The organism is Hippea maritima DSM 10411, assembly GCF_000194135.1.
Classification (GTDB): domain Bacteria; phylum Campylobacterota_A; class Desulfurellia; order Desulfurellales; family Hippeaceae; genus Hippea; species Hippea maritima.
The window spans coordinates 1,300,034-1,315,983 of sequence record NC_015318.1 but is presented as its reverse complement, the minus strand read 5'-3'; the positions used below and the strand labels follow the sequence as shown (position 1 = coordinate 1,315,983).

The following is a 15,950-nucleotide window of genomic DNA, read 5'->3' as shown; positions in this document are numbered from 1 at the left end:
CCCCTCCTTTAGTGAGACACAGAAAGCACTATCTTTCCAAAGTGCTCGCCCTTTTCCATTATCTGATGGGCCTTTGCGACCTCTTCAAGCGGCAGAACGGTGTAGATTATGGGAACTATTGTCCTGTCTGCAAACTTTGGAATGGCTTTTTCTTTAAACTCCTTTATTATCTGGGCTTTGTTTTCCACAGGGCGTGAACGCAGCACAGAGCCTATAATTTTCTGCCTTTTAACCATCAAAAGTCCCAAGTTTAACTCCGCCTTTATGCCGCTTATAACGCCGATTATTATCAGTCTGCCCTCGTATGCTAAGGATTTGATATTCTGGTCTAAGTATGTTGCACCGACATGGTCTAAAATGATGTCAACGCCGCGTTTTTTGGTGTATTCTTTTATGATATCTGAAAAATTGGGGTTCTCTTTGTAGTTTATTACGAGATTTGCCCCAATCTCTTTAACCTTATCCATCTTTCTTGGTGATGCCGTGATTATTATATTGACATTGTTTGTGAGTGCTCTTGTTAGCTGTATGGCTGCTGTGTTTACACCACCTCCACCACCGTGATATAGAACATAGTCGTTATCCTTTATGCCTCCTATCATAAATACATTGAGAAACGCCGTAATATAGGCCTCACAAACGCAGGCTGCTTCCTCAAAGCTCATAGATTCCGGGATGGGTATGATATGGCTTGCATAAGCTGTTGCATACTCTGCATATCCTCCACCGCCGACCAGAGCCATTACCTTATCGCCCTTTTTGTATTCTTCAACCTCGCTGCCCAACTCCTCGATTATGCCTGCAACCTCCAAACCCAATATCTCAGACTCACCTGGAGGTGGCGGGTATTTGCCCCTTCTTTGCACGATATCCGGCATGTTAACGGATGTGGCCATAACCTTTATTAAAACCTGATCGGGTTTTGGTTTCGGTTTTTCCACATCGGCTATCTTTAAAACCTCAATCCCACCAAATCCATCGCATATAACGGCTTTCATCCTTCTCCCCCTTTAAACTTATTTAACACTTAGCAAATTTACCCTTAGAATTCCTTACAGTCAAATATTTAAACGGCTATTTGCAAGCCATATCTGACCTAAAGCAATCCCTCCATCGTTGATCGGTGCGGTGTTGTTGAAATACACATCAAACCCCTTTTTATTTAGCCTGCTTACTATTCCGCTTAATATTATTTCGTTTTGGAAAACACCGCCGCTTAATGCTATGTTTTTTATGTTATTTGAGTGTGATATATTGAGTATGTTTTCAAAAACAGCGTCTATTATGGTGTTGTGAAACATCATTGCTAAATCTGAGCGATTTGTTTTTTTGTTTAGATACACAAGCTGCTCTATTGTGGGTGAGAAGTCCACTATGTTGTTCTTTATGGTGTAGGACAGCTTTTCTTTTGAGTGCGATCTAAACGCCTCATAATTTAGATTAACAGCAGCCTCTGCCTCGTATGAGTTTTTCTCCTTTATGCCAAGCAGCACTGCTGCAACATCAAACAGTCTGCCTGCTGAGCTGGTTTCTGTTTTTTCTATGAATGCTGCTGCTTTTGTTATTTCTGGGTATTTGTCAAACAGGGGATGGTTGGTTATGTTTAGGTGTTTTAACCATAGAATAGCCAATCTGAACGGCTCTTTTACGGCTTTTTCCGAAAACGCAAACGGCATATACTTTAGATGCCCAACCCGTTCGATATTTTTCCCATCCCAGATAAAAAACTCACCTCCCCAGATAGCCGCATCATCGCCAAAACCTGTTCCATCAAGAACCACACCCAAGCATGGTTTTTTGATTTGATGCTCAAATAGGACGGATGCAAAATGTGCCTTGTGGTGTTGAACCTGCAGGGTGTTTTCAAAGTTTTCTATTGCATAATTTGATGATAGATAGTTGGGGTGTTTATCGCATACGACAATATCCGGTTTTACTTTGAAAAAGTTAAGAAAATCATCAACCTTCTCTTTAAACCTCAAATAGTTCTCGTATTCTTCTAAATCCCCGCTGTATTGGGATAAAACAACCTTATCTTTCAACGATACGGCTATGTTATTTTTTAAATCGCAGCCAACGGCCAGTATGTTGGGTTTTGTTTTTCTTGAATACACGCCCGGTGCAAATCCCCTTGCGTATCGGTATATCAGTTTTTTATTGCCTACGAGTTTGACAATTGAATCTTCGAGGGGTCGTATAATTCTGCGGTTATTTGTTAGTACATAATCCGTTTCTGAGAAATTCACCGCATCCTTATCTGAATAGATCAAGGGCTTTTCTGTAAAATTTGCGCTGGTTGCTATAAGAAACTTAAGCTTTGAGAAGTGAAATATCAAAAGGTGAAGTGGTGTGTATGGCAGCATTGCCCCAAGGTATGGGCTGCCCATCGTGGCCGATTGCAGTTTGTTGCTTTTAAGCCTCAAAAGAACGATGGGTTTTATCTGGCTTTCTATGAGCTTTTGTTCTTCAGTTGACATGAAGCAGTAATCGCTTAAGGTATTTATATCCCTTACTATTACGGCAAACGGTTTTGAGTATCTGTTTTTTATCTGTTTAACCCTTTCTATTGCATCTTCATTAAATGCATCACAGTATAGATGATACCCGCCTATGCCTTTAACTAAAGCGATACCGCCTTTTGTTAAAAACTCTGAGAGCTTTTTTATGGCTTCTATACCCTTTGCTATAATCTTTTTTTTATTTATCAGAAAATACTCAGGCCCACACTCGTTGCAGCAGATGGGTTGTGCATGGAATCGCCTATCCGATGGGGTGTTGTATTCCTGATTGCATATTTTGCACATGGTGAAGTATCTCATCGTGGTTTTATCTCTATCATACGGTGCTCCTGTAATTATAGAGAACCTTGCCCCGCAGTTTGTACAGTTTATAAAGGGATGCAGAAACCTCCTGTTTTTTTCATCAAACAGTTCTTTGGCACATTGGTCGCATATGCTCAAATCCGGCGGTATAGATGGCGTTGTGTTTTTGTTTGAGCTTGTTTTTATAAAAAACCCATCAAATGCCCTTTTGTTTATTTTAAACTCCTCTATGTGTATGGAGTCTATTTGAGAGTTAGCTGGTTTTTTTGTTTTTATCAATTTCTTGATTTTTTCCTTTGATGTTTGACACTCTAAGTATATCTCAACATAACCGGAGCTGTTTCTCACCCAGCCTGAGCAGTTCTTAAATAGCCTGTATATAAACGGTCTAAAGCCTACAGATTGAACGATACCTTCAACCTTTATTCTGAACGCCTTCATGTTATTTTTTTGAGCAATAGTCCGGTTAGATACAGTGATGTGGGTATGTTTAGCATATAGGGATGATCTGATGCCTGTTTTAAAAGCTCAACAACCTCAAGTTTGCATCCTGCAGCAATACTTGATGATAGGGATAACTCCAAAAGCTGCTTAAACCCTATAGAATGTGAGCAGCTAAAAACAGCAAGATGTCCATTTTCCTCTAATAGATTTAAGCTGTTTGTAAGCAGGTATTTTAAGCCTTTGAATGCCCCTTTTACTGCATGTTTATTCTTGGCAAAAGCCGGTGGATCTATGATAATCATATCGTATGTTTCTGTTTCGTTTTTTAAAAAATCAAATACATCGCCGTTTATGATTTTATAGTTTTTTATGCCATTTAGAGAGCAGTTGGTTTCTATTTTTGAGCAGGCATCGGCTGAGATCTCAACAAATTTAGCGAATTCTGGATTTAGATAGATGCCAAAGCCGCCCGAGTGTGCAAACAGATCCAAAACCCTTTCTGCTTTGTAGTGGCTAACCCTTAGCCTATTGTCTCTTTGGTCTAAAAAGAATCCGCTTTTTTGAGACTGTTTAAGGTTTGTTGTGAATCTTCTGCCGTTTTCCTCAACAATAAACTCATTGTCTATTTTCCCGTATACGGTCTGGCTTTCTATTGTAAGCCCTTCTTTTTTTCTTATTGGGTTGTCTTTTTTATATATGCCCTTTGGTTTGATAAGCTCAACAAGCGTTTCGATTATTTCGTTTTTCAGCCTATCTACACCTGCAGAATCAAATGACACAATAAGGTTATCTGAGTATCTATCCACAACAAGCCCGCTTAAGCCATCAGCATCGGAGTGGAACAGCCTTAATGAGTTTGTGTTTTTTATATGGCTTCTTCTTTTTATGGCGCTCTCTATTCTGCGTTTGATAAAATCCCTGTCTATTCTTTCATCCTTGAAGCTTAAAACCCTTGCTGTTATCTTGCTTGATGGGTTTACGAAGGCTATGGCAGCTGTGTTGTTCTTGTATGTTAATCTGCATATCTCACCGTTTTTGATGTCGCCTTGCAGTTTTTCTATCTCCTTGTTGTATATCCAGACAAGGTGGTTCTTTATCTTATCAAAGCCTTTGTGGTTTAAGAGGACCTCTTTCATGGCTTGTAATTCTAAACCTTTTAAAATATAATTCAAGCACTTGGAGGTTTTATGGCAATAACCCTGATTACAGGCGGTGTAAGATCCGGCAAAAGCAGGTATGCTTTAAAGATGGCTTTAAGTTATAAGCGTCGGTTGTTTATTGCAACGGCTGTGGCTTTTGATGATGAGATGAAAAAAAGAATAGAAAAGCATAAACAGGAAAGAGGCAACCTATTTAAGACGATAGAGGAGCCTGTTTATCTATCAAGGGCTTTGGATGGTGCAAATAATTTTGATGTTTGCCTGATAGATTGTCTTACCGTGTGGGTTTCAAATCTATTGTTTTACAAAAAAGAGGCTCAAATAGAGGCTTTTTTTAAGGCTTTGGACAAAATAACATCCGATGTTGTTGTTGTCTCAAATGAGGTTGGGCTGGGTATCATGCCTGATAATACCCTATCACGACGGTATGTGGATCTGCTTGGTGAGGTAAATCAGAAGCTGGCCGATGTATCGGATAGGGTTGTTTTTATGATTAGCGGCCAGCCTTTGAATGTCAAATCTTAATGTATAACATCAAAGCCAAATTGGGTGTATATGTTGGGGTGGTTTAGTATAAATCGATACAGATCATCCTGTGCTTTTTTGTTTTTGCTGAAGGATATCTTGGCTATGTATCCTTTCTTTATCTGATTGAACTCTTTGGGTATTTCCACATAATCAAACCCGTTTATCTTTGCTGTTGATTTAAACACAAGACCAGCATCCACTGTATCTTGTTTTAGATAGTTTATAATCTGGGATATGTTTATCGCCTTTACTTTTACATTGTTTTTGAGTTTTGTTGCCATTCTGCTTGAGAGTTTATTTAGTATATGCATGTATGTTTTGCCCAGCGCCATGGTTTTAGGATTGCCTGCTGCTATTGTTATACCGTTTTTGAATATATCGTTAAAGGTCTTTATTTTGTTTTGGCCTTTTTGTGATAGTCCTATAACGGGTGTTAGTTTGATAAAACTCGTATATTCCAAAATCAGGCCTTTTTCTTGAGCAATTTTGAAAAACTTAGGGTCGATGCATGTGTATATATCGCCCTTTTTTGATAGAATCATCTGTTGCAATACCTGGCCTGTTCCACCGTTTATCAAAACAACCTTATCTTTATGGGTTTTGTTGAATAATTCGGCTATCTTCTGGGATGGTTTTTTGATAGCTGCCGATGAGAACCAATACAGTTGATAGCAAAAAGCGGTTTTTGTAAATAGGGCAATTGTAAAAACGACAAATAACCTTTTCATTTTAACACCTCAAATCCATAGTTTTTGTAAACATACAGGTGTGTTAGTATAAAATTGTATAGCTCTTTTGCTGCCTCTTTGTGTTTTGAATATGAAACCAAAGCTACATAGCCGTATCTGTTGACATTGTATTTTTGTGGTATGGTTATGTATTTTAGGTGTGTGCTTTTTATTAGAGCTTTATCTAAGACGATACCTGCATCCACCACTCCTTCTTTTACATATCCAACTATTTGAAATACATTTAGGCATCTAATTCTGATATTCTTTTGTATTTTATTGGCCAACTCTGATGGAAGCTTTGACATTATCTGCTCAAATGTTTTACCAAGACACATAGCCTTTGGATTTCCACCTGCTATTTTTGTACCGACCTTTGAAAGGTCATAAAAATTCCCTATCTTTTTCTCTCCGATTCTGGATAAAAGAAATATAGGTGTTAATTTGAGAATCTTTTTGTATGTTGATATAGCGTTGAACCGCTTTGCCCTGTTTAAAAAATCAACATCCACAAGGGTATATATATCACCCCTTTTTGATTGTATTATTTGGTTTAAAACCTGACCAGAGCCGCCAGCTATAATTACCACTTTGTCTTTGTGTGTTTCGTTATATGCCTTTGCTATCATTTGTGCCGGCCTTTTTATGCCTGCACCTGTCAACCAATAAAGCGTATAAGAATGACACTCAAAGGAGAAAAACAAGATAAACATAAACACCAACACAGAATAACGCATCATAAAACCTCCTATAAATATGAAATATAGGGATAGATTTAAGAATAAAAGCGGGTTTTACGCATAACCACCTTCCTTTCCAAATACGGGAGGCACAAGCGTTTCCGCTTGCACCCTATCGGCCAGCCTCCATAGCTAAAGCCTTAGGAGGGTAGGCTCGGAAAGTTTTTTAAAGTTTACAAAATAAAAAACAGACCTGCAACCCTTGCTCGGCCTTTATATTATGCTAAATACAACTATTGTTATTATAAACATAGCAAGTATGTAAAATACATAAAAAGAGATTTTTCCATTCATAATTGCATGGCTTACTATATAGGTTGTTTTCTTGGTGAGTTTTGTAAGTTTTTGATACACTAAATCGAATACATCAACCACCACGACAAATGCCTCTTTGTTTTGTTTTATCTCTTTCATGTTATAGATAAAGCGCAATACATACTCAAGAATAAATGAGAATGCATTGACTGTAAAATACTCATTTTCTTCCAATTTCAATCCACCGTTCCATGACACAACCCTTTTGGTGGTTTTTCTGGTTTTTATGTAAACAGTAAAGGGCAGTATGAATAAAACTAAAATCACAATCATCAAAAATGCGGGTGATACAACGCCAAATATAGGTTTTGCACTTAGGATTAACCATCCGTTGGGCACGCCCAATAACCCTCCAACAAACTGTGGATAGCCTAAATAGATAAACCACAAAGAGGCAAAACCTCCAAACCCAATCAAAAGAATAGTTAGCAATAGCTGGGACAGATGCATGGCAAATACAGGCATACTCAAAGCTTTTTTATTATGATGATACCCGAGTGCTGAATATCCTATAAGTTTTATCATAGAAAATGAGACAAAACCCATAGCAAGGGCCATCAATATGCCCGCCGCTGAGCTTGTTATTCTGTCAAGCATGCTTGTAAATTGATACGACTGAAACACCGATTCAAGCAGCATCCACTCTGCAATGTAGCCCAAAAATAGCGGAAAGCCTCCAAACGAAAGCCCCGATGTTAATATACCCAAAGCCGGAATTTTGCCTACGCTTTTATATATGCCTCTTACGCTGTCTATGGTTTCCTCCTGAAGCCTTTCTTTTGCCTCACCTATGGATAGAAACATAAGTGTTTTTGCTGTTGTATGGGATAGGGCAATTACTATAGCTCCCAAGAAGGCAAACTCATATAGTGTTGATTTTGCAGAAAACGAGTAAGCGATGGCAGATAATCCAAGAAGGGCTAAAATCATACCGTTATTTTCTATAGTTGAATAAGCCGGCAACACATTCAACTCTTTGGATGCTGCTGCTCCAATGGCACCCCAGAAGGCTGATATGCTTCCTAAAATTAAAGCCGCTATTCCCCAGCCGTGCATATATCCAGTTATCTGTATTGTTCTGATAATCCCATATACACCCATCAGTGTCATTGAGGCGCTGAGTATAGCTGAGGCGTTTGCGGGTGCTTTTGAATATACCCTTTTTAGCCATGTATGAAACGGCACTATGTCCATTTTTATCATGAATCCTAAGGATGCAAAAATTATAAATGGTAAGCTCTGTGATTGCGCAGTTAAACCAAAGCTTTTTGTTGACGCAAATAGCGCCGCTGCAGCGATTATTAAAGATAGGGTTGATATTTCACTGAATGCTAAGAACTCATAAGCCTCTTTGTATGAACCTCCATGTTCTGCGATAAGCATATAGGATGAGATGGTCATAACCTCAAGTCCAATAAGCAGCATCAACATATCGTATGATACGAGCAATAAAAACATGCCTAACATTGCAAGGTTTATAAAAATAGACATCCTTTGCTTGTACCGTTCTCCAAAGTCTACTGAAAATAGGGATATGGCAAACCATGAAATGGATGCTATCATTAGAAACAAGCCGGATGTTTTATCCAGATAAAAACCTATATTTATGCTATCTATAAGATGGGTTGTGTGTGTGATGGTAAGGTTTGAAAAGGTTGCTTTAAAGCCAAGAATAAAGCTTAAAAGAGAGGCTATAGCAGCTACTGTATAACTCAACTGTTTTTTTGCAAACCCCAGAAGGGCGCCTGTTATGAATGTGCCTATTATAACCTCAATCATTCTCAGCCTCCATTATATTGAGCAGGACATTTAATAACTCATTCGCAGTCAGTGATTTTTCATAGTATCCTAAGACATTGCCTAAATTTAGATCCTTTACAGGTATGCCTATATCATTTTCGTCCTCTATAACCAAAATGCCGAACGGCTGTGGCATTTGATTAACTGTTTCTTTTAATGGTTCAATCATTTTTATTGAGCATTTGCCTAAGACAAGGAGAAGGTCTGCATGCCTGGGTGAATCACAGAAGAATATGCCGAATCTATGTATATTGTATTGTGGTGTTTGGAGTGCGGCTATCTCTAAGTTGAGCCTGTTGTCATTTGCTACATCAATCGGAAAGATGTGAAGTGATTTTTTGAATATAGGGGATATTGATTTTATCTCCTCTTTGGTTTTATTAAATTTTTCTGTTATTCTTTGAATTATACCGTAAATTGTCCATGGTTTCATACATCCTCCTTATCTTGCACAGTCTGCAAAGTTTATGCCGAACGAATCGAAGATGAAGCTAAAATCTGTGAATATGTATCCTGTTATGGCTTCTGCGAATGCTCTAAAGCCAAAAACTGATGGCGTTGAGATATAAACATAATCTATAAGCCCTTTTCTTATCTCTAAATAGTAGGCTATGATACCTGTTGGAGAGCATGAATAACCTAGATAATCGCCGTCGTTTATAGGGATTTCCTCTTTTTGGGGTTCGTTGTCTATCTTTTCTATCTGTGATAGTATTATCTCACATGAGTTTATAAATTCCTCCGCTCTTACCTCCATTCTTGCTAAGGCATCACCCTCTGAGCGTGTGGCTATTTTAAGGTTTTCGTATAACCGATTGAGCTGTCTTAAATCTTCATTTATGCCGCATGCCCTAAGAGAAGGACCTGTAAGACCTATATTTAAAGCCTTTTTTCTTTCTAACCTTCCTACACCGTAAAGTCTGTCTATAAAATTATAGCTCTGCAGGGCATGTTCGTATAGTTCTTCAAATTTTTCTTTCAGTTGGGTTATTCTGTTTTTTACCTTTTCTAAGTTGTGGAGGTTTATTGTAGTACTGCCCAAGAAATTTGTGTGTTTTAGAAACCTGTTGCCAAAGAGTAATTTGTTTGTTCTTAGAAGCTCCTCAAAGATCCATTCAAGATGGGATGTTAAAACGGTTTGGGATGCTCCCTTTGCAAGCCTTGCTATTTGGTGTATGTGATTGTATGTCCTTTCTAATTCAAGACCTATTATTCTCAGCCTTTGAACTGTTTTGTTTAACTCTATTCCTGTTTGGTTTTCTAAGGCTGTTGTAAAAGCCAATGAGTGTGAGAATGAAAAGTTTCCGCATACAGACTCTGCCAATTTTAGGGCCTCAAAGGGTGTTTTTCCCACCATTTGGGCTTCTATGTTGCGTTTTTTATAGATCGGATCAACCTCGACAGAAAGGATTCTTTCTCCGTATGTATAAAGATTAAAGATTCCGGCTTCTCCTACACCTGATGATACAGGACCATATCTGAAGTTAAAAACACCTTTGCCTTGAGTTTTGCCGTTTCCTATTGATATATCCCGATTTTTTATTAAATCGTAATTTTCAAATGTTGAGCTGCACTGGTTGAGGTTTCTTACAAAGAGTTTGTCCTTATCCTGAACAAATAATCTATCGTTTTTTAATATTCCCAACAACCTCATTTTATCATCCCCGTAATTATGAGTTTTTCAACAAAACCTGTAGCAAATATGACCAAGAATGCCAAGATTGTGTTTAAAACAGGTATAACTAAACTCATAGATGATTCAGTCTTTATCCTTGTTTGTTGGGTTTTTGAAAATGCCATTTTGGCTACCTTGGTGTTTAGTGCCAAAAAGTCAAGTAAAAGAAAAATAGCTAATAGTAGCGTCAGCATTAACCCTTTTATTGAATATAGAGAGTAGATTATCAATACTTCACCTAAAAATGTGCCAAAGGGGGGCGCCGAACTCACAGCCAGTGTGGACAATACCAAGTTATATCCTGCAGTTGGCATCGTTTTTGTTAGGCCCTCTATATCGCTGATTTTTCTTGAATTGAACACTGCCAATATGTTTCCCGTTGTATAGAATGCCGATGATTTAGCAAAAGCATGAGCCATAAGCAGTATAAACGCCCCCAATAATGAATATTTTGTATTTAAAGATAAACCTATAAGTATCATACCCATGTTTTCGATTGAGGAATATGCAAACATCCTTTTGTAAAATTTTTGGTTTATGAGGAATATTGATGCAAAGGCGACACTTAAAAATCCAAGTATAAATGCAAATGTATGGAGTTTAACAGCCGGTATAACTTCAAGTACCCTAAACAGACCAAATAGAGCAACAGGTAATAAAACAGCCGAAAATATAGCACTGATAGGTGCTATAGCCCTTCCATGCACATCAGCAAGCCAACTATGCATGGGAAAGATTCCAGCTTTTGTTGCAAAGCCAACTATAGCCAATGCCCCACCCAGCATGAGCAATCTTTTGTTTGGCAGTGTTAGTTGTTTTATCTGACTTAATATGAGCGTGTGAGTCGATGCGTAAATGAATACGACGCCCACAAGGGATATGATAAGACCAGCCGATACGATTATTATGTATCTCCATGACGATTCAATGGCAGCTTCGTCGTTATCTATTGCAACAAGCAGGGTACTTGTTATTGTTGTTGCCTCTATGCCGACCCAGATAAGCCCCAAATTGTTAAGTATTACACTAAAGAGCATGCTTGAGGCAAACAGGTTTAGGAATAGATAGTAAAGGTTTCTTCTAAGCAGCGGTTTTTGAACATGTTTGAGATATGTTAAAGAAAACAGTACACTTGTCAGATAGATTATCGATACAATTATGAGCATTATCTTTGATGTGCCATCTATTAAAAGAAGGTTGGAGGTTATCGTAGGAAGGCTTAATATGTAGAATGAGGTAGCCACGCTCAAACCGGCTGCTATAATAGAGGCTAGGGCAGCCAGATTCTCTCTTTCTATTATGCAAAGCAGGGAAGCTATCAAGCTAAACCCTACTGGTAAATAATAAAACATTTTCTACCCCCTAAACTCTTCAAATTCATCTATTACATCAGGAACAGATTCTTCCCTTAGTTTCATTATAATTGCAGATACCATAACAACACCTATGAGGTCTAGGAGTATGCCCCCTTCCACAACGAATGGTAAATCTGGAAACATATATCCTCCAAACAGGAACAATCCGTTTTCTATAACCATATAGCCTATAAGCTGAACGAATGCATTGTTGCGCGATACAATTAGGAACATGCCCTGAATTATTATAGCTATAGGTATAAAACCGGCTTGTATGTCTATGCTGTTGAACAGTGTTGTTTTGTATATTGTGTGAGAAAATACAACCAGTAGTATAGAGATGATTATGGAAAGGCTTGTGGGTATTGTGTGTTTTACCTCTCTTTCTTTATGGGGCAGTTTTAGTTTTTTCAAGATGTATGAGGGTATGAATATGGCTCTTATAAAGAGAGTAAGCAGAACCAAAACCAACAACGACAGTTCTTGCGTTGTTTGAAAACTTACAAACAAAAATCCTGCTATGGCAATTGATGATATGGCAAATGTTAAGATTATCTTTTTTAGATATATTTGCCACTGCATAAATAGTATGAGTATTATTTGCAGAAAACCTACAACTATGTAAGCATCCTTCATAAAACACCTCCGGTTGTGTAAAAGACCAGTATGGCAAGTAAAGCAAAGGAGAAGGCTATAGCAATATATTCAAAATTTTTGAACAGTTTGTATTTGGATATGGTAGATTGAATGGTTGCAATAACAAACACAAGAACGGTTAGTTTTATTAGGTGGATTAAACTGTAAATACAGATATTCAGAAAATTGGGTTTCATCGGCAAGAAGAAGGGAAGTAGGAAATCATTTAAAAACACACTCATCAGGAGAAACTGTTTTATATAGCCGCCCCACCTCATAAATGCTAACTCCTTAGATGAATACTCCATCTCTATGGCCTGGTCTATCATACCGAATTCGTTGTTTGTATGCGATTCTATAGGCAGTTTACCCGTTTCAACTAAAAGTACCATGAAAAAGGCAAATACAACAAACCAGTGAACAAGGGAGATATACCAATGGGTTGATGTTTGCAATATGTTATTGACTACATAGGGATTGTTTGTGTGGGATATAGCGCCAAATGTGATAAAAATAAGAACGATTATAGGCTCTGATAGTGCGCCGATGCTTGAAGTTCTTGAGACGCCCATATGTGAATAGTTATTTCTGCTATCCAGGGCAGCGAGTTTCTTTAGCGTTGCTATGGCTGCGAATATCAGTCCGCCGCCAATAAAGTCAACTGTTGGGCCAAATGTTAGGGGAAAACCTGTGATGATAGGCAAGACTAATGTTAGGAATAGATACATGGAGAATGTTATGTAGGGAACAAGCTGAAAAAGATCCGATGCGACCTGTGGGATTACGCTTTGTTTTTTGAATAGTTTGGCAAGGTCGTAATAGGGTTGCAAGATTGGAGGACCTTCTTTGGATTGGTAAACCTCAACGAGCTTGTTGAAAATGCCAGCAATTAAGGGTGCAAAGATAACCACAAAGAGCAATTGCATAACACTATAAACCCACAACATAAACCACCTCAACTATAGTTTTTGCAGGAGTTATTGGCCCAAAGAGAGAGGGCAGTTTAAGGCGAACTCCACCGCCTTTAAGCTGCACCTGTTTTATATCAAAGGGTTATTTTTTTGTCAAGATTGGCTTTCTAATGCAAAAAATACTTAATAATAGAATTTTAGAGTTATAATTTAAATTAAGTTTAGCCTTATTAGTGGTTTTTTAGGAGGTTTAGGAAGTCTTCTTTAGGTAAAGGCTTTGAAAGTAAGAAGCCTTGTGCAATTTGGCATCCCATTTCTTTTAGAGCTGTTAGGTGTTTTTCTGTTTCTATGCCCTCTGCAATTGTAAACAGGTTAAGCTGTTTTGCCAGATATATTATGGTTTTTACTATAGCCTTTGTCTTTTCATCTTCCAGTATTTTCTTTACAAATGAAATGTCTATTTTTATACAGTCTATGGGAAGGCTTGATAGGTAAGATAGAGATGAATATCCTGTTCCAAAATCATCAATGTAGATTCTGAAGCCCTTTGCCCTTAGTTTTTTTAGAAGAGACTTTGCTTTGTTTAGCTTATCCAGAAATAGTCTTTCTGTTATCTCTATATTTATGAATTGGCTTAATTTTCCTGCCATTGAGATGAGCTTGTCTATAAAATCATCATCCATTAAACTCGTTGGTGATAGGTTTACAGATAGCGGTATTAAATTTAATTTGTTTTTGAATTCCTCTATAAATGCTATAGTCTCTTTTATTACATAGTCCTCCAGTTTAACTATGTTTCTTGTCTGCTCAAGTACGGGTATAAATTCAGATGGCGGTATAGTAACCCCGTTTTTTATCCACCTAACCAACACCTCAGCTCCTACTATCCTTTTTGACTCTATATCGAAATAAGGTTGGAAGTATAATTTGAATTCTTTGTTACTAAGTGCTTCCGGAAAATCCTGATTTATTTGAAGTTTTCTTTCTGTCTCGCTTTTTAGATTTTCTTTGTAAAAGCCTATAGCATTTTCTCCTTTTAGGCGAGCATCTATTAGGGCTATCTCTGCCTTTTCCAAAAGGTCCTTGGCGTCATTTGAATCTATAGGGAACATACTTATACCTATATTGAAAGAGATGTTTAATTTTCTGTTATTCACATAATAGGGCCTTGCTAACTCCTTTATAAGGTCGATGCTTATAACAAATATGTCTTCTTCCCTTGCAATATCTTTAAGCAGAACAGCAAATTTTGACGACTCAAGTTTAGCCACCAAATCATATTTTCTTAAGAAGTTTTTGATTCTATTGGATATCTCTATGAGAATTTTGTTTCCATTCTCAAAACCCATTACTTCGTTGATTTGAGAGAATTTTATTGGCTTTATAACTATTATTGAGCTGAGTTTATCTTGGTATTTAGCCCTTTCCAAATACTCTTCTGAGGCATCTATAAAGGCATATCTGTTTAGAAGATTGGTTAGAGGATCCCTTTTTAATGTGTTTTCTATAATCCTTTGGAGTTCTGTGTTTTGTGTTATATCTTTACCTGTTGCTATAATGTATGTTTGGGGTGTGGCTATTTTTGATATGTGTAGTATCGCTTTTTTAAATTCACCTCTCTTTGTCTTTAGTTTTACTACTATATAATCGCCGCTAGATGCGAAAGTTTGTTTGGTAAGGTAATTTAGGATTTTTTTGTCATCCTGATGAATGATCTCTTTTATAGACATTCCTATAATGTCTTTTTTAGAATAGCCCAACATCTGAAATGCATTGGCGTTTGCATGGGTTATATTTAATCTGTCGTCTATTATTAAAACGAAATCAAAACCAAAATTAACGGCTTGCTATAAGATATTGCTCCATTTTTCCGTTTCTATCTTGGCAAATGCCATATTTGTGGATTTGCTTATACTTGTTATTAGGTGTAGGAATTCTTCTTTAAATATATTTGGTATTTTAGAGTAAAGAACAAGAATATAGGCTATTTCGCCGTTTTTGAATAGAGGTATAGAGCATACAGAGTAAACCCCAAACTTTGTTTGAGCTTCTCTCCAGGCCTCCATGTTTTTGTCCGAATAAATATCATTTATGGCAACAACCCGTTTTTCTCTGTATGCCCTGCCCACACTTCCCCTGCCTTCTGGTATGCTCTCATCAACGGAGATCTTGATGCTTCTGAAAATGTCTATATATTCCTGTTTACCCGATATGAACTTTTCCTTGAAGAGCTTTGTGTTTTTGTCGATCTCGCCCACGCATACAAGGTCAAACCCCACATCCTTGTTTAAAGCCTTGCAGACTTCGCTTAATATCTCATCCTCGTTGTTTAGGTTTGCAACTATCTCGTTGACTTTTGCTATACTTTTGTAAAGTGTTTCGTAGGTCTTCTGTTTTGTTATATCGACGGTGATCACAAAGCCTGATGGTTTGCGTTGTACATAATTGTGTAACCGAAGTTCAAAGCAGGTTTTGTTTGTCTATTTTTGGTTATATATAAAAGCTCGCTGAACTCCCTTGAAAAGAACTCGCCCGAAACCCTGCGGTCTATTAAGCTTTTTGCTCTATCTCTAAAGTTGTCTTTAATTAAATCTAAGAGTTTTATCTTGCCGCTTAGAAGTTCCTCTTTGTTATAGCCTACTAATTTGCAGAATGCATCGTTTACAAAGACAAATCTACCATCATCTTGATATGCATACACACCGAATATATAGGTATTGCCTATAGCTTTTAATGTTTCTTTGTCGAATTCTATCCTCTTCATATTCTAATTATCTACCAAATTGACTACATTTTGTGCAACATCTTTAAACATAATTTGCAAAATTTATTCTGT

The 15,950-nt window shown here is 37.5% G+C and carries 15 protein-coding genes and 2 riboswitches; of the genes, 1 reads left to right on the top strand and 14 read right to left on the bottom strand.

Annotation, left to right across the window (positions count from 1 at the left end; translation table 11 throughout):
* Positions 1 to 8 precede the first annotated feature (8 nt).
* Genes HIPMA_RS06830 through HIPMA_RS06820 form a run of 3 tightly spaced genes read right to left on the bottom strand, consistent with a single transcriptional unit; the run spans position 9 to position 4,402 of the window.
* Complete coding sequence (locus HIPMA_RS06830; RefSeq protein WP_013682312.1) at positions 9 to 998, bottom strand: NAD(P)H-quinone oxidoreductase; 990 nt, start codon at positions 996 to 998, stop codon at positions 9 to 11.
* A 60-nt stretch (positions 999 to 1,058) separates the two neighbouring features.
* Positions 1,059 to 3,263, bottom strand: coding sequence for a carbamoyltransferase HypF (gene hypF / locus HIPMA_RS06825; protein ID WP_013682311.1), 2,205 nt, complete (start codon positions 3,261 to 3,263; stop codon positions 1,059 to 1,061).
* Complete coding sequence (locus HIPMA_RS06820) at positions 3,260 to 4,402, bottom strand: class I SAM-dependent rRNA methyltransferase (RefSeq protein WP_013682310.1); 1,143 nt, start codon at positions 4,400 to 4,402, stop codon at positions 3,260 to 3,262. The genes hypF and HIPMA_RS06820 overlap by 4 nt, the downstream gene beginning before the upstream one ends.
* Before the next feature lie 51 nt (positions 4,403 to 4,453).
* Here HIPMA_RS06820 and cobU point away from each other — a divergent pair, with 51 nt between their 5' ends.
* A complete protein-coding gene (gene cobU, locus HIPMA_RS06815) occupies positions 4,454 to 4,951 on the top strand; it encodes a bifunctional adenosylcobinamide kinase/adenosylcobinamide-phosphate guanylyltransferase (protein ID WP_013682309.1) in 498 nt (165 codons plus the stop codon).
* On the opposite strand, the gene modA is transcribed toward cobU, so the two are convergent.
* From modA to HIPMA_RS06760, 11 genes are all read right to left on the bottom strand, one after another.
* Positions 4,948 to 5,682 carry a molybdate ABC transporter substrate-binding protein gene (modA, locus tag HIPMA_RS06810; RefSeq protein ID WP_013682308.1) on the bottom strand — a complete coding sequence of 245 codons (735 nt, stop codon included), beginning with the start codon at positions 5,680 to 5,682 and terminating at the stop codon, positions 4,948 to 4,950. The two genes, cobU and modA, sit on opposite strands and share 4 nt — an antisense overlap.
* Complete coding sequence (locus tag HIPMA_RS06805; RefSeq protein ID WP_041324030.1) at positions 5,679 to 6,422, bottom strand: molybdate ABC transporter substrate-binding protein; 744 nt, start codon at positions 6,420 to 6,422, stop codon at positions 5,679 to 5,681. The genes modA and HIPMA_RS06805 overlap by 4 nt, the downstream gene beginning before the upstream one ends.
* Positions 6,423 to 6,475: 53 nt before the next feature.
* Positions 6,476 to 6,594: riboswitch (molybdenum cofactor riboswitch) on the bottom strand.
* Between the two features lie 41 nt (positions 6,595 to 6,635).
* A complete protein-coding gene (locus tag HIPMA_RS06800; RefSeq protein WP_013682306.1) occupies positions 6,636 to 8,516 on the bottom strand; it encodes a proton-conducting transporter transmembrane domain-containing protein in 1,881 nt (626 codons plus the stop codon).
* On the bottom strand, positions 8,509 to 8,970 hold the full coding sequence (locus HIPMA_RS06795) for an NADH ubiquinone dehydrogenase (RefSeq protein WP_013682305.1): 462 nt from the start codon (positions 8,968 to 8,970) through the stop codon (positions 8,509 to 8,511). The genes HIPMA_RS06800 and HIPMA_RS06795 overlap by 8 nt, the downstream gene beginning before the upstream one ends.
* Before the next feature lie 9 nt (positions 8,971 to 8,979).
* Entirely contained in the window at positions 8,980 to 10,191 is a 1,212-nt protein-coding gene (locus tag HIPMA_RS06790) for a hydrogenase large subunit (RefSeq protein WP_013682304.1), read from the bottom strand.
* Positions 10,188 to 11,564 carry a proton-conducting transporter transmembrane domain-containing protein gene (locus tag HIPMA_RS06785; protein WP_013682303.1) on the bottom strand — a complete coding sequence of 459 codons (1,377 nt, stop codon included), beginning with the start codon at positions 11,562 to 11,564 and terminating at the stop codon, positions 10,188 to 10,190. The genes HIPMA_RS06790 and HIPMA_RS06785 overlap by 4 nt, the downstream gene beginning before the upstream one ends.
* Positions 11,565 to 11,567: 3 nt before the next feature.
* Positions 11,568 to 12,203: a hypothetical protein gene (locus HIPMA_RS06780; protein WP_013682302.1), complete on the bottom strand. Its 636-nt coding sequence runs from the start codon at positions 12,201 to 12,203 to the stop codon at positions 11,568 to 11,570.
* On the bottom strand, positions 12,200 to 13,150 hold the full coding sequence (locus HIPMA_RS06775) for a respiratory chain complex I subunit 1 family protein (RefSeq protein ID WP_013682301.1): 951 nt from the start codon (positions 13,148 to 13,150) through the stop codon (positions 12,200 to 12,202). Before HIPMA_RS06775 ends, HIPMA_RS06780 begins: the two co-directional genes overlap by 4 nt.
* A 17-nt stretch (positions 13,151 to 13,167) precedes the next feature.
* Positions 13,168 to 13,235: riboswitch (Fluoride riboswitch) on the bottom strand.
* A gap of 109 nt (positions 13,236 to 13,344) precedes the next feature.
* Positions 13,345 to 14,928, bottom strand: a complete 1,584-nt coding sequence (locus tag HIPMA_RS06770; protein WP_280985295.1) for a GGDEF domain-containing phosphodiesterase — start codon at positions 14,926 to 14,928, stop codon at positions 13,345 to 13,347.
* Positions 14,929 to 14,961: 33 nt separating this feature from the next.
* Positions 14,962 to 15,531 carry a GAF domain-containing protein gene (locus HIPMA_RS06765; protein WP_013682299.1) on the bottom strand — a complete coding sequence of 190 codons (570 nt, stop codon included), beginning with the start codon at positions 15,529 to 15,531 and terminating at the stop codon, positions 14,962 to 14,964.
* Positions 15,528 to 15,878, bottom strand: coding sequence for a PAS domain S-box protein (locus tag HIPMA_RS06760; RefSeq protein WP_013682298.1), 351 nt, complete (start codon positions 15,876 to 15,878; stop codon positions 15,528 to 15,530). The genes HIPMA_RS06765 and HIPMA_RS06760 overlap by 4 nt, the downstream gene beginning before the upstream one ends.
* Positions 15,879 to 15,950 lie beyond the last annotated feature (72 nt).